Annotated in this window: 9 protein-coding genes; 6 read left to right on the top strand and 3 right to left on the bottom strand. The window is 63.8% G+C overall.

The window, feature by feature from the left end:
• Positions 1 to 228 precede the first annotated feature (228 nt).
• Positions 229 to 6075: a lamin tail domain-containing protein gene (locus NXS98_RS14655; protein ID WP_283845766.1), complete on the top strand. Its 5847-nt coding sequence runs from the start codon at positions 229 to 231 to the stop codon at positions 6073 to 6075.
• A 129-nt stretch (positions 6076 to 6204) separates the two neighbouring features.
• Here the strand turns inward: NXS98_RS14655 and NXS98_RS14660 are convergent, their stop codons facing one another.
• Entirely contained in the window at positions 6205 to 6960 is a 756-nt protein-coding gene (locus NXS98_RS14660; protein WP_283845768.1) for a hypothetical protein, read from the bottom strand.
• Positions 6961 to 7145: 185 nt separating this feature from the next.
• Positions 7146 to 8819, bottom strand: a complete 1674-nt coding sequence (locus tag NXS98_RS14665) for a sodium:solute symporter (RefSeq protein ID WP_283845770.1) — start codon at positions 8817 to 8819, stop codon at positions 7146 to 7148.
• A 219-nt stretch (positions 8820 to 9038) separates the two neighbouring features.
• On the opposite strand from NXS98_RS14665, the gene NXS98_RS14670 reads away from it, so the two are divergent.
• Positions 9039 to 10574 (top strand): alpha-N-arabinofuranosidase, encoded by a 1536-nt coding sequence (locus tag NXS98_RS14670; protein ID WP_283845771.1) that lies wholly within the window; start codon positions 9039 to 9041, stop codon positions 10572 to 10574.
• Between the two features lie 63 nt (positions 10575 to 10637).
• On the opposite strand, the gene NXS98_RS14675 is transcribed toward NXS98_RS14670, so the two are convergent.
• Positions 10638 to 12218, bottom strand: a complete 1581-nt coding sequence (locus NXS98_RS14675) for a CotH kinase family protein (protein ID WP_283845772.1) — start codon at positions 12216 to 12218, stop codon at positions 10638 to 10640.
• Between the two features lie 147 nt (positions 12219 to 12365).
• Here NXS98_RS14675 and NXS98_RS14680 point away from each other — a divergent pair, with 147 nt between their 5' ends.
• From NXS98_RS14680 to NXS98_RS14695, 4 genes are all read left to right on the top strand, one after another.
• A complete protein-coding gene (locus NXS98_RS14680; RefSeq protein WP_283845773.1) occupies positions 12366 to 14417 on the top strand; it encodes a thioredoxin domain-containing protein in 2052 nt (683 codons plus the stop codon).
• Positions 14418 to 14538: 121 nt separating this feature from the next.
• On the top strand, positions 14539 to 17493 hold the full coding sequence (leuS, locus tag NXS98_RS14685) for a leucine--tRNA ligase (protein WP_283845774.1): 2955 nt from the start codon (positions 14539 to 14541) through the stop codon (positions 17491 to 17493).
• A 357-nt stretch (positions 17494 to 17850) separates the two neighbouring features.
• On the top strand, positions 17851 to 19026 hold the full coding sequence (locus tag NXS98_RS14690) for a hybrid sensor histidine kinase/response regulator (RefSeq protein ID WP_283845775.1): 1176 nt from the start codon (positions 17851 to 17853) through the stop codon (positions 19024 to 19026).
• Positions 19023 to 19655, top strand: coding sequence for a response regulator (locus NXS98_RS14695; protein WP_283845777.1), 633 nt, complete (start codon positions 19023 to 19025; stop codon positions 19653 to 19655). The genes NXS98_RS14690 and NXS98_RS14695 overlap by 4 nt, the downstream gene beginning before the upstream one ends.
• Positions 19656 to 19762: the final 107 nt, after the last annotated feature.

Here is a 19762-nt window from a genome sequence, read left to right on the forward strand (position 1 = left end):
CGGATAATGTGCGTGGTTTGGGGCGGGACGGCAAGTCCAAGCACACAGTCGGGGGGGTGCATCACGAAAGACTTGTTGCCAGAATGTTACAACTTTGCCAAAGATGTCGCCAGCCCATTGTGCCCCTGCGCCGGCGAAGCTTTGGCGGACGCATGGCGTTCTTGCTGTGCGGTGGTCAACTGGCGGTGGCAACTTGGTCACAGATGGGTTACTTTTTAGCGTTAAAGCATGAAAAAATTGCCGTTGCCCCAAGCCTGGTGGCGGGTGGGGTTGTCGTTATGGGCCGCAGGTATTGCGCTGATGGCGCAAACTCCGTCGCTGCATATCAATGAATTTGTTTGTTTGAATCTGCCGCGGGTCAACGACCCCAATGCGCCGGTGGACATGGACGGAGAGTATCCAGACTGGCTTGAGTTGAAGAACAACACCGGCAGTCCCATTGATTTGACGGGCTATGGGTTGTCGGATGACCCGGCGCAGCCGGGCAAGTGGCGGTTTGTGGGGGCGACGCTGCCGGCCAATGGTTATTTGCTGGTGTTTGCCAGCGGCAAAAACCGGGCGATTGCCGGGGTGCAGCCGCATACCAGTTTCCGGCTGCGCGCCTCAGGTTATCTGGTGTTGAGCGCGCCTTCGGGCCAGGTGATTCATTCTTTTCCTTATGACAACCAACGCCAGACGGTGTCGTTTGGTTTTCCCAACAACAGCCCCACCGGGGCGATGACTTATCTCACGCGGCCCACGCCCGGCGCGGCCAACAATGCGGCGAGCGCGGTGAATGAGTTTTGCAAGGACACGAAGTTTTCGGTGGACCGCGGGTTTTACACCAATGCCTTTACGCTGCAAATCACCAGCGAAACGCCCGGGGCCACCATTGCTTACACGTTGAATGGCAGCGAGCCAACGCCCACCAATGGCTTTCAGGTGCCCGCCGCCAACGGCCAGGTGGCGCCCACGGCCACGGTGCAAATCACGCGCACGACGCTCGTGCGCGCCCGTGCCTGGAAAACCGGCCTGGGTTCGAGTGATGTGGACACGCAAAGTTATATTTTTCTTCAGGACGTCCTGACCCAAAACGGCCCGCCGGCCTCCATGAATTTAAGTCCGTCGGACACCCTCACCTGGGGCACGACGGGGGGCAATTTGTCCAGTTTGTCAGCCTTTCCGGGGCTGACGTTCTGGGGGGTGAATCCGCAGATTGTGAATGACAGCAACCCGACCAATCGTTTTGGGGTGGAGCATCTCAAAGACATCGCAGTGGTGTCGCTGGTCATGGACTGGCGGCACTTGTGGGGGCCCAACAGCCCCGGGCAGACGGATGGGGGCATTTATCCGCCGGCCTCCGGAGTGGCCAATGAAGGGGTGGACCGGGCGGCGTCGCTGGAGTTAATCAATCCGAAGGGTGACCCGGTGGATGCCAATGCCGAGCGCGGCTTCCAGATTAATGGCAATGTGCACATTTTTGGCGGCACCAGCCAGGACCGCTGGAAATCGTACAAGCTCTCGATGCGTTTTCAGTGCGCGGGGGACGCGGAGTTTCCGCTGTACGAAAAATACGGCAAAGGCGGGGCCACAAAGTTTTCCAATTTCATTCTGGATGCGCGCATCAACAACACGTGGAATCATCCCGACCCCAACACGCAGGGGGTGCGCGGGGATTACGTGAATGACCAGGTGGTGGCGGATTTGCAGAACGCGGTCTCCGGGCGCGGGGGCTGGCGGAGCCGGCCGGTCCATTTGTTTCTTAATGGCTTGTATTGGGGTTTATACAGCCTGCATGAGCGGCCGGACCACCATTTTGCCGAGTCTTATTACGGCGGCGACGCCAGCCAGTGGGATGTGTTCAAGCATTCGGTGTCCTCGGCGTTCACGGAGAGTGACCCTTTGGTGAACACGATGCCCGCGAATCCAGCGCAGCCCATCAGCCGCAACAACGCGACGGTGATTACGAATTATGAGTACATGCTGGATTTGGTGGGCGTGGGCTACATCGCGCCCAATCCGGCGCCGGATTTGTCCATCCTGACCAATTACGAGGCGGTGGCGCGGGTGTTGGACATAGACGATTTCATTGATTACATGATTGTGAACTATCTGGCCGGCAACTGGGACTGGTCTGATAAAAATTTGTATGCCACCTATTACCGCGGGGGCGATGGGAAATGGCGGTTTCATTCGTGGGATTCTGAGCACACCTTCCGCACCGGCTCCGAAAACTTCCTGACCGGCAACGGCAATGAAACGCCGCGCCTGGGCCAGCCCAAGGGCATTGACCGCAAGTTGCGGACCAACCCGGAATACCGCCTGCGTTTTGCGGACCGCATCCGCAAGCACTTATTCAATGACGGCGCGCTGACCGTCACGGGCATGAGCAACATCTTCGCCATGCGCTTCAGTGAAATTGACAACGCCATTCGCGGCGAGTCGGCCCGGTGGGGGCACATTCGCGCCAGCGCGCGCTCTTCGCCCAACACCAACATCCCCTTCAAACGGCAGGACTGGCTGGCGCGGGTGCGGCAGATGCTGGTGAGCGAAACGGGCAGCGGGCCGTCGCTGTTGCAAAACCGGTGGAACATGCTCATGGCGCCGGCGCCCGCGGCGGGGAGCTTTCGGACGGTGGGCTATTATCCCAACACGGCGGCGCCGGATTTCAGCCGTTACTCCGGCGCGGTGCCGCTGGGCTTTCAGTTGACCATCAGCCATACCAATGCCGGCGGGGTGATTTATTACACCACCGACGGCACCGACCCGCGGGTCTATGGCTCGGGGGCGGTGGCCCCGACGGCGCGGGCGTATGACACGCCGCTGACCCTCAACAGCCCCACGCTGGTCAAGGCGCGCGTGTGGCAAAGCGGCGAATGGAGTGCGCTGACGGAAGCGATGTATTACACCGAGCAGGACCTCACGGCGCTGGTCATCACGGAAGTCATGTACAATCCCCTGCCGGAGGGCATTACCAGCGGCGATGAGTTTGAGTTTCTGGAGCTGAAGAATGTGGGGACGAACACCTTGAACCTCAGCGGCCTGGCGTTCACCGAGGGCATCAGCTTCACCTTCACCAACAACACGCGGCTGGCGCCTGGGCAATTCTTTTTGCTGGTGCGCAATCCCGAGCAGTTTGCCCGGCGGTATCCCGGGGTGACCATCCACGGCGTGTTCAGCGGGCGGCTGGATAATGGCGGCGAACGCCTGCGCCTGGTGCACGAAGTCCTGGGTACCACGCTGCTCTCCTTCAATTACAACGACCGCGAGCCCTGGCCGGTGACGCCGGACGGGTTTGGCTTTGCGCTGGTGCTGAAAAATCCCGCCGCGCGGCCGGATTTGGACGACGCCCAGAACTGGCGCGCCAGCACGCAGGTGGGGGGATCGCCGGGCGCGGATGATCCGGCGACGCCCATCTTGCCGGTGCTGGTCAATGAGGTATTGTCCGCCCCCGTGGGCAACGGCAAGGATTTCATTGAGCTGTATAATCCCAACTCCGTGGCAGTGAACCTTGAGGGATGGTTCATCACCGATGCCCCTTCCACCCCGATGAAATACCGCATTCCTGCCGGCACGGTCATTCCGGCGGGCGGTTATTGGGTTTTTACGGAAGACGATTTCAATCCCACCCCCGGCACCAACAACAGCTTCGGTTTGGGCGCGCTGGGGGATGCGGCCTATCTCTTCAGCGGAGATGCGGCCACCAATCTGACGGGGTACAGCCACGGCTTCAATTTTGGCGCGGCGGTTCCTGGCGTGACCTTTGGCCGGTACGTGAACAGCCTGGGGCGGGAGCAATTCGTGCGGCAAATCCAGCCCACCCCGGGCGCCGCCAATGCCGGGCCGCAGGTGGGGCCGGTGGTGATTGCGGAAATCATGTATCACCCGCCTGACATCGGGACCAATGACAACAGCCGCGATGAGTTCATTGAGCTGGCCAATATCAGCGGCGCGCCGGTGCCGTTATATGATGCGGCGGCGCCCACCAACACCTGGCGGCTGGGCAATGCGGTGGATTACAGCTTCCCCCCGGATACCGTGCTCCAACCGGGCGAGCGCGTGCTGGTGGTGAATTTTGACCCGGTCAATGACCCCCTGACCGCGGCCGTGTTCCGACAGGGCTACAGCATGGCGCCGGACACCCGCCTTTTTGGGCCGTATGGCGGCAAATTGGACAACTCGGATGAGACCATCGAGCTGCTGGAGCCGGTGCTCAGCGCCAGCAACGAAGTGGGGTGGGCGGAGGTGGAGCGGGTGGCTTACCGCGACCGCGCGCCGTGGCCCGGCGGGGCGGATGGGAGCGGGGCTTCGTTGCAGCGCGTGCGATTGTCGGCGTATGGCAATGACCCCACCAACTGGGTGGCGGCCATGCCGTCGGCCGGCCAGCTTTTGCCCAGCGGCACGCCGCCGGCGATAATTCAGCAGCCGCTCGCGCAAACCGTGGTGGAAATGAACGATGCCACCTTCCTGGTGCAGGTGACGGGGACGGGGCCGTTCACCTATTTGTGGCGGCGCAATGGGGTCATCATCGCCACCAATTACGCCGGGCTGCTGACACTGGAAAATGTGCGGCCCGAGCAGGCGGGGGATTATTCGGTCATCGTGCTGGGGGCGGCCGGAGTGGTGGTCAGCGCCGATGCGCGCCTGACGGTGGTGCGCCTGCCGCAAATTGTGGCGCAGCCGGTGGGCACCAATATTCTCATCGGCGGCAATGCGACATTGAGCGTCAGCGCCGTCAGTGATTATGCGCTGCGGTATCAATGGTTTCGGGACGGCATCACGCTGGTGGGCGCCACCAATGCGACGCTGGTCATCACCAATGTGCAAATCGAGCATGAGGGCAACTACCAGGTGGCCGTGACGGACCAGGTGGGCACGCGCCTGAGCGACGTGGCGCGGGTGCAACCGCTCCGCCGCATTGCCTTTGTCACCACGCTGCCCAGCAGCCTCACGGTCACGGCGGGCGTGGACGTGGTGTTCAGCGCCGCCATTTCCGGCTATCCGCCGCCGTTCACGTATCGTTTCCAGAAAGTCAGCACCACGCTGGAGGAGGTGGTGACAGACGCCACGAACATCACCTTCACGTTGCGGAATGTGGTGTTCACCAACGCCGGCATTTACCGCATTCTGGCCTTGAATCTCGCCACCAGCAACGGTTTGTCCACGTTGTGCAATCTGACGGTGGTTTCGTGGCCGTTCATTACCGCCCAGCCCACCAATGTGGTGGTGAATCCGGGAAGCAACGCGACGTTTGCGGTGACGGCGGTGGGCACCGGCACGCTTACTTATCAATGGTACTACAACGGCACCAACCTGCTGGCGGGCGCGGTGGGCAATTCGCTGTTGGTGACCAACGCGCAAGTGCAGGGGAATGCCGGTGCCTATCATGTGGTCATCAGCAATGCCTACGGCGTGGTCACCAGCGAGGTGGCCACCCTCACGGTCCGCCAGCCAGCCTTTATTGTGCAGGATTTGGCAGATGTGACTGTGGCGCAGGGGGGGACGGCCAGCTTCAATGTGGTGGCCGGTGGAGGCGGGCCCTACACGTACACGTGGTACTTCAATGGGAGCCCGCTGGTGTCGGGCGCCAGTTCCAGTTTAACCCTGAATCCGGTGCAATCACAGCATGCGGGCAACTATCAGGTCATCGTTTCCAACGCGCTGGGGACGGCTGCCAGCCGCGTAGCCCGGCTGACCCTGGGCACGAACGATGCCAATGGCAACGGCATTCCCGATGCGTGGGAGGCGGCGCATGGGCTGACGGCGGAGGTGGGCAACGGGCGCAATGATGACCCGGACGGCGACGGCGCCACCAACTGGGAGGAATACATCGCAGGCACGCATCCGCTGGACGCCACCAGCGTGTTGCGGCTGGTGTTGCGGGGCGGCAATGGCTCGGGAGCGGAGCTGACCTTCACCGCGATGCCCAACGTGGGATATACCATCCTGTACCAGACCAACTTGAATGGCGTGGGGTGGGCGCGGTGGACCAACATTGCCCCGCAGCCGGGCACCAATCTCATCCGCTTGTACGACCCGGCGGCCACCGCGGAGCGCAACCGGTTTTACCGCATTGCCACCCCGCCGCTGCCGTAATGGCTGAGGGGGGCCGGTGGGGGAAAGAGGGCTGGGCCGCCCGCGCACCAGGGGCGGTGGGCCAAGATTTTTGGGACAAGGCGCCCCCGGCCGCAGGCCGAGCGCCGCCGCGCTGGTCGGGCGGTTGATTTATTCCTTCAACTCGCGCAGGGCGTCGCGCAGCTTGGCGGCTTCCTCGAAGTTTTCTTTGCGCAGCGCCTCGGCCAGCGCCACCTCCAGCGCCTCGCGCTTGCTCAAGGGCCGGCGCTCGCGGATGTCCTCGAGCCAGGCTTCGAGCGAGAAAATTTCCGGGGATTCCTCGGCCATTTCCTCGCGGCCCATGACCTCGTAGAAATCGCGCAAATACTCGATTTCATTCTGGACGAGGGTGATGGCTTCGTCGTAGAGGCCGCCCTGCATCAGGAGGGTGGCCCAGGCGCGGGAGCGCATCATGATGAGCTGGGGGCGGAGCATTTGCACATTCCAGGCCAGCTCGTCGCTCTCGGCGTATTCATCCACAAAATCCATCATTTCCAGGTTGCGCTCGGTGTCGCGGATGACGCGGTCGTAGTCCTCGAGCTGGAGGAAGCAGATGTAACGGTGGTGGTATTGGAGGGCTTCCATTTGCAGCCGCGCGCAATCCTCCACGTCCAGCACGAAGCCCTCGTCGTTGCCGCCGTGTTCGGCGCGGTATTTTTCCAGCCGGTCCTGGTAATACTCGAGCAGGGAAGGAAAGCCAAACGGCCGTTTGCCATCGGGGCGGCCGTCGGCGTTCATTTGCATGATGCCGAGGTCCACGCGGAGTTGGATTTTCTCCTGGCCATCCTTGCCGTGAAAGCGCCGCACCGATACTTGACCGGCTTTGTATTCCCAACTTTCCAGCAGGTGGGAAATGTCAAAATTCATGTCCAAAATATGGCCCTCGTTGCTGCGCAAGTCAATCGCGCATCCTTCCCGCCATGGTCCCGGAATCAGGCCGGAGTGGTGCTGCAGACGGCAAGGGGGGCGGCGGCAAGCCGGGAAGCACCGGGGTTCACCAACCGGCGGTGAAGAGCCTTCTGCTTCAGCCCGCCGGAACGGGGGCCAACGTTCTACCGCAGCCAGAAGCTGAAGTAGAGATACATGCCCAGCACGGCCACCAGGATGACCGCCACCATGACCTTGTTGCCGGTGTCCCAACTGCGCCGGATTTCCTCGCCGTACACCTGGTGGATGGAGCCGTAGGTCAGGCCGCGGATTTTTTCCTCCGGGGGCGGAGGGCTGAGCAGGGAGGCGACAATCATGATGACCGCGCTGATGGCGAAGAGGATGCCGGTGGCGTAGAGGAAATTGAAATCCCCAATCTGGGCCAGGATGGCAGGATTTTCGATTTTGCCCTTGCCGAAGAAGGCCTGGATGGTGAGTTTGACCATGCCCAGGATGAAGCCGCAGCTCAGCGCCCAGGTGGCGCCGGTGCTGTTGATGCGCTTCCAGAAGAGGCCCAGGAAAAACACGGCCGTGATGGGGGGCGCCAGATAGCCCTGGACGCTTTGCAGGTACTGGTAGAGGCCGCCGCCGGAAACTTTGGCCATGACGGGAATCCAGATGATGCCCAGCACCACCACGGTGGCGGTGGCAATGCGGCCGACGTTGAGCAGGTGCCGCTCGGAGCGCCCGGGAAAGAGTTTCTCATAGATGTCCACCGTGAAGAGGGAGGCGCTGGAGTTGAAGAGCGAGGCCAGCGAGCTCATGAGCGCGGCCAGCAGGCAGGCGACAATCAAACCGCGAATGCCCGGCGGGAGCAGCAGCTTGACCAGGGTGGGAAAGACCTGGTCGCCGTCAATGGTCGAGCCGTCCGCCTTCATGGGCAGTTGAATGATGCCCTTGGTGTGCAGCGCCCAGCCAATCATGCCGGGCACCAGAAAGATGAGCACCGGCCACACCTTCAACAGGCCGCCAAAGAGCGCGCCGCGGCGGGCGGTGGCCAGGTCTTTGGCCGAAAGCGCGCGCTGCACGATGTATTGGTCGGTGCACCAGTACCACAGACCGACAATCGGCGACGCAATGAGGATGCCCAGCCACGGGAAACTGGGGTCTGAGAGCGGCCGCCAGAGGGCGAAGTTGTCGGCATTGGCCTTGCAGGTGGCCACCAGCTCGCTCCAGCCGCCCAGTTTGCTTAGGCCGATGGTGGTGATGACGGCCGAGCCAAACAAAATAATCACCGCCTGCGGCGTGGCGGTGGACATGATGGCGCGCATGCCGCCAAACACGGTGTAAATGCCTGTAATCACCACGGTGGAGAAGGCGCCAATCCAGAACGCGTTTTGCGGCGAGCCAAAGGTGTCGGGCAGCAGGGCTTGAAATACAATCGCGCCGGCATACACCGTCACGCTGACCTTGGTGAACACGTAGGCCACCAGCGAAACCACCGACAAAATCCAGCGGGTGCGGGCGCTGAAGCGTTTTTCGAGAAACTCGGGAATCGTCTGGACGCCTGATTTGTAATAGAACGGCACAAACAGCCCGGCCAGCACAATGAGGCACCAGGCGTGCAGCTCCCAGTGAGCCATGGCCATGCCGGTGGCGGCACCCTGCCCCGCCAGCCCCACGATGTGCTCGGAGCCGATGTTGGAGGTGAAAATGGACGCGCCAATGACAATCCACCCGGCGTTGCGCCCGGCCAGGAAGTAGTCCACGCTGTCCTTCTGGTGCCGCCCGTACCACCAGGCCACCACCCCAATCACCACGAAATACAAGCCGATGACAATCCAATCAAGCCAATGCATAAGGCAACCTTTCTGCGGCCGTGGCAGCCGCTCCCCAAGCGGCCTCCGGCATGGTTTTCCGCCATACCCGGCTTTTTGGGAGGCCGGGCATGATTGCGCTGAACATGCCCAAGCCGCCCGCGCGGTGCAATCCTTAAGTGGGGACGGCCTGTCACCAATTCATGCGACTTGCGAGGCCCGGCCGCGGCGGCATGATGACCTTTCTTGACCATCCATCTTATGAAAAAGCTCTTCCTCCTCCTGAGCCTGGCGGCGGTGGCGGCCGTGACGGCGGCCGAGACCGAAAATCAACTGGTCATCCACGCCGAGCAGGGCCGGTTCAAAATTGACCGCAATATTTACGGCCATTTTGCCGAGCATCTGGGCCGCTGCATATATGAAGGTTTCTGGGTGGGCGAAAACAGCCCCATCCCCAACACCCGCGGCATCCGGCGGGACGTGGTGGAGGCGCTCAAGAAAATCAAAGTGCCGGTGCTCCGTTGGCCGGGCGGCTGTTTTGCCGATGAATACCATTGGAAGGACGGCGTCGGCCCCCGCGAGCAGCGCCCGCGCATGGTCAACACCCACTGGGGCAAGGTGGTGGAGAACAATCATTTTGGCACGCATGAGTTCATGGATTTGTGCGAACAGTTGCAGTGCGAGCCGTACATCTGCGGCAACGTGGGCAGCGGCACCGTGCTCGAAATGCAGCAATGGGTGGAGTACCTCACTTTTGATGGCGAGAGTCCCATGGCCGACTGGCGCCGCCGCAACGGGCGGGACAAGCCGTGGGGGCTGCGCTACTTCGGCGTGGGCAATGAAAACTGGGGCTGCGGCGGCAACATGACTCCGGAGTACTACGCCAATGAATACAAACGTTACGCGACGTATGTGCGCAACTTCGGCACCAACCGCATCTTCAAAATCGCCTGCGGCCCCAACAGCGGCGACACCAACTGGACGGAGGTGGTCATGCGCGAGGCCGGGCGCCGGATGGACGGGCTGGCGCTGCATTACTATTGCGGCAGCGGCCGCAAGAGCCGGTCGGCCACCCAGTTTGCAGAGGACGACTGGATTTGGCTGTTGCGCAGCGCGCTGCGGATGGACCAGCTCATCACCGCCCACAGCGCCATCATGGACAAATATGACCCGAAAAAGCGCGTGGCGTTGATTGTGGACGAATGGGGCACCTGGCACGCCGTCGAGCCGGGCACCAATCCGGGGTTCCTTTACCAGCAGAACACGCTGCGCGATGCCCTGGTGGCGGCGCTCACCTTTCACATCTTCCACCAGCATTGCGAGCGCGTGCGCATGGCCAACATCGCGCAGACGGTGAATGTGCTGCAGGCCATGGTGTTGACGGACGGCCCCCGCATGTTGCTCACGCCCACTTATCACATCTTTGAAATGTACACGGTGCATCATGATGCCACCCTGCTGCCGGTGGAGCTCAAGAGCGCCACGTATGCCCTGGGCGAGGTGAGCATCCCGGCCGTCAGCGCCTCAGCCTCGCGCCAGCCCGGCGGGGCCATTCACCTCTCGCTCGTCAACACTGACCCCCATCAATCCGCGCGCGTGCTTTGCGCCATCACCGGCGCGGAAGTGAAGGAAATCGCGCAGGGCCGCGTGCTCACCGCGGCGGCCATTACCGCGCACAATACTTTTGACCAGCCGGAGGCCGTCAAACCGGCGGCGTTTCATGCGTGGAAGAAAACGGACGCCGGGTGGGAGATTACGCTGCCGCCCAAATCGGTGGCGGTGGTGGAGATGCGTTAAGCCGCCTGCCTTGCGGCCGGAAGGCAGCCTTGGTGAGCGGAAGGCGCGGGCGCCGGCGGCGCGTCACCGTTTGCGCAGATGGAGCGTCTCCAGCACAAACCAGGCGGCGCCGCTGCGCGCAAAAAGTTCGCAGCGCAGCTCCAGAGAGCGGCCGGGTGGGGGGATGGTAAAGGGGACTTCGAGGTGTTGGCCGCGGACGTCGCCGGTAAGTTTGTGCGGGGGTTGGGGGTAGTCCTGCACGGCCAGGCCGGCGCCCTGCTGGCGCACGTTTTCCAGGGGGGCGACCCCTTGCAGGACGACTTCACCTGCGAAGACATACATGCCCGGCTCCAGCCAGACGGTGGTGCGCCAGGAGGCGGCCGTGCGGGGGCCGGCCTGAATCATCAGCGCGGGGCGGCCATCGGGGGCGCGGTGGGTTTCCAGGCGTCCGCCGGCGGGCACATCCACGGCGCGCCAGCCGGTCAACCGGGCGAGGCCATTGGAAAAAACCAGGGGGGCGGGCAGCGGCTCGGCAAGCTGGCGTTGCAGGCTGGCGTAGCGTTGTTCCAGGCGCTGGCACAGTTTTTCGGCTTCCTGCAACAAAGGCCGCGCTTCGGCGCGGGGAAGCTCGGCGGCCAGCCGGCGGGCCTGTTCCTGGAGGCGGGGGGTCCAATCCCCGGGCTGGAAATGGGTCTGGAGGAGCTGAGCCAGACGCTGGCGGTACAGCGTGGTTCCTTGCGGGGTTTCCATGAAGGCGCGGGCCACCAGGCCCCGCCAATAAGGCCGCCAGGGAAAATCCGGCGTGCCGAGGAGCGTGTCCATGCCATGCGGAATGAAATGGGCGCGGCGGGCGGCGGCGTCGTAAAAGAGGCGGTAATTGTTGCGCGCCAGTCCGTAACCATCGCGATGGCCCAGGAGCACTTCGCCGGCCAGGAAGGTGGCGAATTTTTCGCGGTCCAGGAAAACGCCCAGGTGCTCCCAGCGTTTCTGCAGGTCAGGCTCGGCGGCGGCGGCGGCGAGCTCGCGCAAGCCGGCGCGGGTATCCTGGGCGGGGCCGAACACAATCTCCAAGCGGCCGGTGACGTCCTGCGCCTGCACGGGTTCGTAAAAGGGGCCGGTGGTGGGACCATAATGGCGCTCGAGCCAGGGGCGGTTGTAGCCCTCTTTGACCACATACAGGCCCAGGCGGCGGCCGTTGAGGCTCACCAGCGCATGGGTGGTGCGGGCGGTGGGAATGCCGGCAGCGCGAAAGACTTCACTTCCCAGCCATTCACATAAAAAACTGGGGTCTTCCGCGGCATTGTTGAGGTGAATTTTCTCATACCCGCGGAGGCCGGGCGCAGGAAATTTGAGCGTCCAGGAGGGCTTTTCGTCCAACGGACGGAAACTGCCGGTGGCGCCTTTGAGGTGGGCCTGGACGTTGGTGTAAAGGCGGCCCTCACATTGGACGAGGAGGAGGACATCGTCGCGAGGGTTTTGGCGGAGGGCGTTCAGGGCAGTCTCGGCAGCGGTCAGTTCAAGGTGCCAGACGTGAGGCGAAGCGAACAAATCCTCGGGCGCGGGGCGGGCAGGGGTTTGCCGCGGCCACAGCGCCCGCGTCAACCAGACAGCCGGAATGAGCAGCAGCAGCCACAGCCAGCGGGTATGGCGGCCATTAACTGTCATGCGGGCAGAGTACTACAAGGGCCGGGAGGGAGGCCAGTATTTGCCGGAGGGACGGGCATGACCGGAGAGGGGTGGTGGCGAGGGCAGCGCCAAAGCCTGTGGGCAGGAAGGATTTGGATGGGGGGGTGAACCAAGCTACTTTGGGTTATGAATCATGTGGCATCGCACGGCCAGAAACGGCAGGCCCCGAACCGGCTGGCGCGGGAGGCATCTCCCTATTTGCAGCAGCATCAGTTTAATCCGGTGGACTGGTATCCGTGGGGCGAGGAAGCCTTTGCGCGGGCGCGGGCGGAGGACAAGCCCATCTTTTTGAGCATTGGCTATTCCACCTGCCACTGGTGCCATGTGATGGAGCGGGAGTCGTTTGAGAATGAGGAGATAGCGGCGGTATTGAACCGGCACTTTGTCAGCATCAAAGTGGATCGCGAAGAGCGTCCGGACGTGGATCATATTCACATGACCGCCGTGCAGGCACTGGCGGGACAGGGGGGCTGGCCGTTGAGTGTGTTTTTGACGCCGGAGCTGCGGCCATTTTTTGGGGGGACTTATTTCCCGCCCACCAGCCGCCATGGCCGGCCGGGTTTTTTGGAGCTGCTGGAGCAGATTGCGCGGGTGTGGCGGCAGCGGCGGCCGGAGGTGGAAAACGCGGCGGCCACGCTGCAGCAGCAGCTGGCCGGCTGGCTGGCGCAACGGCCGGCCGAGCGGCCCTTGTTTCATGAGGGACTGCTGGCCACCGCGGCGGAAGAGCTGAAGGCCGATTACGATGCGGCGCACGGCGGTTTTGGGGGCGCGCCCAAATTTCCGCAGCCCGCCATTCCGCAATACCTGCTGGAATACGGAATGGCGTACGGCGACCGGCAGGCCCGGGACATGGTGTTGCACACATGCGCGGCGATGGCCAGGGGGGGCATTCATGACCAGCTTGGCGGCGGCTTTGCGCGCTATGCCGTGGACGCGGAATGGACGGTGCCGCATTTCGAGAAGATGCTGTATGACAACGCGCAGTTGCTGGATTTGTACGTGGACGCCTGGCGGGCCAGCGGAGAGGCGTCCCTGGCCGAGGTAGCCCGGGGCATCGTGCGCTATGTGTTGCGGGACATGACCCATCCGGCCGGCGGTTTTTACAGCGCCGAAGACGCCGACAGCGAGGGGCACGAGGGCAAGTTTTATTGCTGGACGCTGGCGGAATGCCGCTCCCTGCTGCCGCCGGAGGAGCTGGCGGTGGTGGTGAAGCATTATGGCCTGACGGAGGAGGGGAATTTCCTGGACCACAGCCATCCCCAGCCGTTGCGGGGCCTGAACGTTTTGCGGGTATGCCGCGAAGACTTGAGCGCGGAGGAAGCGCAGTTGCTGGCCCAGGCCCGGGCGCGACTGCTGGCGGCGCGGGAGCGGCGGGTGCGGCCGCTGCGGGATGAGAAGGTCCTGGCGTCGTGGAATGGGCTGATGTGCGGGGCCCTGGCCCGGGCGGGGCGGGGGTTGAATTTGCCGGAGGCGCTGGCGGCGGCGCGGCGCAACGCGGCTTTTGTGCGGCAGCATTTGTGGGACGCGCCGCGGCGGCGGCTGCATCATCGCTGGCGGGACGGGGAGCGGGACAACGCGCAACTGCTCAAGGCCTATGCGTACCAGGCGCAGGGGCATCTGGCGTTGTACGAGGCCACCCTGGAGCCGGAAGCGCTGGCGTTTGCGGCAACGCTGGCCGAGGTGATGCTGGAGCGTTTCCATGACCCGGAGCAGGGCGGCTTCTGGGAAAGCGAGGCGGCGCCGGAACTCATCCTGCGCGTCAAGGACAGCTACGATGGCGCCGAGCCGTCCGGCAATTCGGTGGCGGCGCTGGCGCTGTTGAAGCTGGCGCAAATCACCGGTCAGGAGCGCTACCAGGAGGCGGCGGCCGGGGTGCTGCGTCTGTTTTGTGCGCGCATGCAAAAAGTGCCGGCGGCGCATGCCCACTTATGGCGGGCGGCGGCGCTGTTTGTGCGGCCCGCGCTCCGGCTGGAAATCGTGGGCGAGCCGTCCGCGGCCGACACGCAGGCATTGTTGCAGGCGGCGCATGAGACCTGGGCGCCGTGGCTGGTCCTGGCGGGGCGGGCCGCGCCGGGACCGGCCTGCGCGCACTTGTGCCAGGGACAGAGCTGCGGACCCCGCCTGACCAGCCCCGCCGCCGTGCAGCAGGCGTTGCTGGAGATGCGGGCAGGGCGCTGAAGGGTGAGCTGGCCCAGAGCGGCTGGGGCATATGGCCAGCCGGCTCAGCGCCCCGCGCGGGGCGGGATGATGAATTTCCCCATTGTCACCCCCGGCGGGTTTCCGCATTATTTGCAGCCTTATGGCGAGTGTTCGTCCGCAATATCCGTTTGATTTGATTGAGCCGAAGTGGCAGCGGCGCTGGCTGGAGGAGCAGACCTTCCGGGCGTGGAATCCCGGGGAGGCGGTGCCGCCGGCGCATCCGTTTGCGCAGCGGCATGCGCCGGCCCTGGCGGCGGGGCAACTGCCGCCGAAGTTTTACATATTGGACATGTTTCCTTATCCGTCCGGGGCGGGCCTGCACGTGGGGCATCCGGAGGGTTACACCGCCACGGACATTCTGGCGCGGTACAAGCGGGCGCGCGGTTATCACGTGCTGCATCCGATGGGATGGGATGCTTTCGGGCTGCCGGCCGAGCAATACGCCATCAAGACCGGGCAGCATCCGCGCGTGACGACGGAGCAGAACATTGCCAATTTCAAGCGGCAGATTCAGGCTTTGGGGTTCAGTTATGATTGGAGCCGGGAGGTGGACACCACCGACCCGGGTTATGTGAAGTGGACGCAGTGGATTTTTTTGCAGCTTTACAACGCCTGGTTCAACCCGGAGACCAACCGGGCCGAGCCCATCAGCACGCTGACCTATCCACCGGACCTTAAAACGGAGGAGGAACGGCGGGCTTACCGCGACTCCAAGCGGCTGGCGTATGTGAGCGAGGCGCCGGTGAACTGGTGCCCGGAGCTGGGCACGGTGCTGGCCAACGAGGAGGTCATCAACGGCCGGAGCGAGGTGGGCGGTTTTCCGGTCATCCGCAAGCCGATGCGGCAATGGATGCTGCGGATTACGGCGTATGCGGAGCGGTTGTTGCGCGACCTGGACACGATTGACTGGAGCGACTCGCTCAAAGAAATGCAGCGCAACTGGATTGGCCGCAGCGAAGGGGCGGAGGTGGACTTTGCGCTGGCGGAGCCGCCGCCGGGCCTGCCGGAGGCGCAGCGGAAATTGCGCGTGTTCACCACCCGGCCGGACACCTTGTTTGGGGCGACGTACATGGTGCTGGCGCCGGAGCATCCGCTGGTGGGGCTTATCACCACGCCGGCGCAAAAGGCGGCGGTGGAGCAATACCAGGCCTATGCCGCCACCCGGAGCGATTTGGAGCGCACCGAGCTGGCCAAGGAGAAAACCGGCGTGTTCACCGGCGCGTATGCCATCAACCCGGTGAACGGCGAGAAAATCCCCATCTGGATTGCGGATTACGTGCTCATCAGCTACGGCACGGGCGCCATCATGGCGGTGCCGGCGCATGACACGCGCGACCTGGAGTTTGCCACCAAGTTCAACCTGCCCATCGTGCAAGTGGTACAGCCGCCCGACCCCGCCACGGACTGGCGTGGGTTTGTGGACGATGGGGTGTCGGTCAACTCGACCGGCCCCGAGGTGTCCATCACGGGGCTGCCCACGCCGGAAGCGAAGCAGAAAATTACCGCCTGGCTGGAGAGCAGGGGGCTGGGCAAGAAAGTGGTGAATTACAAGTTGCGCGACTGGCTGTTCAGCCGGCAGCGGTATTGGGGCGAGCCGTTTCCCATTGTCTGGCGGGATGGTCATCATGAGGCGCTGCCGGAGAGCGCGCTGCCGGTGCTGCCGCCGCCGCTGGAGGATTTCAAGCCCACCCGGGACGGCCAGCCGCCGCTGGCGCGGGCCACGGACTGGGTGAACCTGCCGGATGGCGCCGTGCGGGAAACCAACACCATGCCGCAGTGGGCGGGGAGCTGCTGGTATTACCTGCGTTATCTGGATGCGCGGAATGACCGGCAGTTTTGCTCGCCTGTGGCCGAGCGTTACTGGATGGGGACGGAGGCACCGGCCGGGCAGCGGGCCACGCCGGGGGTGGACTTGTACGTGGGCGGCACCGAGCACGCGGTGTTGCACCTGCTCTATGCGCGATTCTGGCACAAGGTGCTCTATGATTTGGGCCATGTTTCCACGCCGGAGCCGTTTTTCAAGCTGGTCAATCAGGGGCTGATTCTGGGCGAAATGGAGTACACCGTGTTTCGCAACGCCGCCGGCCAGCTCGTCAGCGCGGCGGAATTGCGCGACCTCAGCGAGGAGGCCACCGCCACGGGCCCGCGCATGGTGGGTTGGCACAAGGCCACCGGCGAGAAGGTCCTGGGCGAGCGGGTGGACGAGGAGGCCGTGGAAAAACAGGGCGCCGCGTTTGTGTTGAAGGAGCAGCCGCACATTCAGGTGGATGCCCGCAGCTTCAAGATGTCCAAATCCCGCGGCAATGTGGTCAACCCCGACCACATTCTGGCGCAGTACGGCGCGGACGCCTTCCGGCTGTATGAGATGTTCATGGGCCCGCTGGAAATGAGCAAACCGTGGAGCACGCGCGGCGTGGAGGGGGTGTATCGTTTCCTGGGGCGGGTGTGGCGGCTGTTTGTGGACGAGGACAGCAAGACGGCGCTGGACCAGGCGCGCACCACCGCCGCCGCGCCGGGGCCGGAGCTGCTGGAGCTGGTGAAGTTGAACGCGAACATTCAGGACGTTGCGCCCACGCCGGCGCAGCTCAAGAGCCTGCATGCCTGCATTAAAAAAGTGACCGAGGACCTGGAGGGCCTGCGGTTCAACACCGCCATTTCCGCCATGATGGTGTTGGTGAATGAAGCCTTGGAATGGCCCGTGCGGCCGGCAGCGGCGCTGCGCGATTTTCTGCAGCTTCTCCAGCCGTTTGCGCCGCACCTGGCGGAGGAATTGTGGGGGCGGCTGCATCAGCATGTGGGATGGGCCACGCCCAACCTGGCCTATGCGCCCTGGCCGCAGTTTAATGCGGCCCTGCTGGAAGAGGCCACCCTCGAAGTGCCGGTGCAGGTCAACGGCCGGTTGCGGGGGCGGGTGACGGTGCCGGCCACGGCCACGCAGGAGGAAGTGGAGGCCGCCGCGCGCGCCTGCGAGAGCGTGCAACCGTTTCTGGCGGGCAAGACCGTGCGCAAAACCATTTACGTGCCGCGCAAAATGGTCAACCTGGTGGTAGGCTGAAGTGCTCTGAAAACGCCGCCAAGCCAGGGTTCAGTCGGCGCTTTCCACCCCCGGTCGGGCAGGGCGGGAGAGGGCGGAGGGTGGGGATGGGGATTTAGTCCTTGTTTTGGAGCGGGGCGGGTGGTACTTTGACTGGCAAGCCAGCGCTCTTTCCGGGCGGCGGTGTGCCGTGGCCGGGGAAGTGCGGCCGCGTGGCCAGTTGGGTAAAGATGGAGAGCCAGAGGTTGCTCCACGCGCCAGCGGTTCAGGGGCGAATCAGCACCAATGCGGCAAATGGCGGGCACAGCAGCGACCAGGGTGGTGGTGTCAGCACCGCAGGGGAGGAGATTTGTTCGCGCGCCTAGCTTAAAGCATATCATGGCCAGAGTTTTGTTGGTCGAAGATGACCCACCGGTGCTGCGGACTTTGGAGCGGATGCTCAAGTCTGACGGGCATGAGGTGTATGCGGTGGGGGAAATGCCCAGCGCTTTGCAGGTGCTGGAAGCGCAACCGGTGGATGTGGTGATTACGGACCTCATGTTGCCCGGAGCCTCGGGGGTGGAGCTGCTGCGGTTTCTGCAAGATCACCATCCCCACCTGCCCGCCATTGTCATCACCGGCGAGCCTACCCTGGAGTCGGCGGTGGAAGCGGTGCGCACGCGGGCGTTTGAGTACCTCTCGAAGCCGGTCTCCCGCAGCCAGCTTTCGCGCGCGGTGGCGCGGGCGGCGCGGCTGAAGCATCTGGAGGACGAGCGGCAGCGGCTGGAGGCGGCCAACCGCGCCTATCAGGAAAACCTGGAGGAGCTGGTGGCCCAACGCACGCTGGCCCTGCAGGAGAGCGAGGCCCGCCTGCGGCAGTCGGAGCAGCAATTGCACGCGCTGGCGGCGCGGCTGATTCATGTGCGCGAAGCCGAGCGCGCGCAAATGGCCCGGGAAATTCACGATGAACTGGGGCAGTTGCTGACAGGATTGAAAATGGATTTGCACTGGCTGCTGCGCCAATGCCAGTGCCCGCCGGAGAAACGCTCCTACGAGGCCATTGCCAGCCGGTTGCAGGATGCCCTGGCCATTGCCGATGACACCATCAAATGCGTGCAGCGGCTGTCGGCCGAATTGCGGCCCAGCGCGCTCGACAAGCTGGGTTTGGGCGCGGCGTTGCGGCAGGAGCTGCGCCAGTTTGGCGAGCGCTCCGGTTTGGCGGTGAGCTTGCGCCTGCCCGAGGAGGAGCCGGCCCTGCCGGCGGAGCAGGCGCTGGCGTTGTTTCGCATTGTGCAGGAGGCGCTGACCAATGTGGCCCGCCATGCCCAGGCCACTGCGGTGACCGTCACGCTGGAGGAAACGAAGGGCGGCTGGGAATTGCGCGTCACCGACAACGGCCGGGGCATCCGGGAGGAGGAAACGCAGCGGCCACAGTCGCTGGGCCTGCTGGGCATGAAAGAGCGCGTGCTGCCTTGGCGGGGCACGGTATCCTTTGAGCGGCCAGCCGGCGGCGGCACGTGTGTGCGGGTATTTTTGCCCCGTCCCGCGGCCGGGGCCTCAGGAGATTCGCCATGAGAAACATTCTCATTGTGGATGATCATGAAGTGGTGCGGCGCGGTTTGCGCAGCCTGCTGGCCGAGAAGATGCCGGGCAGCCGTTTCGTGGAGGCCGCCACTTCCGCGGAAGCCGAGGCCCGGATTTTTGAGGGGCGCTGGGATTTGATCCTGCTGGATTTGAACCTGCCCGGGCGCAATGGGCTGGAGGTGCTGGACCTGTCGCGCAAGCATTGTCCCAAAACGCCGGTGATTGTGCTCTCGATGTATCCGGAGGCGGAATTTGCGTTGCGCGCCATCAAACTGGGCGCGCAGGCCTACCTGAACAAACAAAGCGCCTCCGAGGAATTGCTGGCGGCGGTGAACAAGGTGCTGGCGGGCGGCAAATACATCACCACCAGTCTGGCGGAGCAGCTTGCCTCGGCCCTTACTGCCGAGACGGCCACCGCGCCGCACGAGAGCCTGACGGAGCGCGAGTTGCAGGTGCTGCGGCTGGTGGCGATGGGCAAAACCACCAAGGAAATCGCGGCGGAATTGCATCTGAGCGCCAAAACCATAGCCACCTACCGCTCGCGCATTGCGGCCAAGACCGGTTTGTCCACGACCGTGGGCATCACCCGCTACGCCATGCAACATCACCTGGTGGAATGAGAGGGTACCGCGCCGATTTCCGGGCTTGCCGCGGGGGTGGTGGCGCCTGGGGGAGGTTGAGTAGCCATGCCGCCGGCCGTTGCACGCAGGATGGGTCCAGGGGAGTT

It is taken from the genome of Fontisphaera persica, from assembly GCF_024832785.1.
GTDB lineage: Bacteria > Verrucomicrobiota > Verrucomicrobiia > Limisphaerales > Fontisphaeraceae > Fontisphaera > Fontisphaera persica.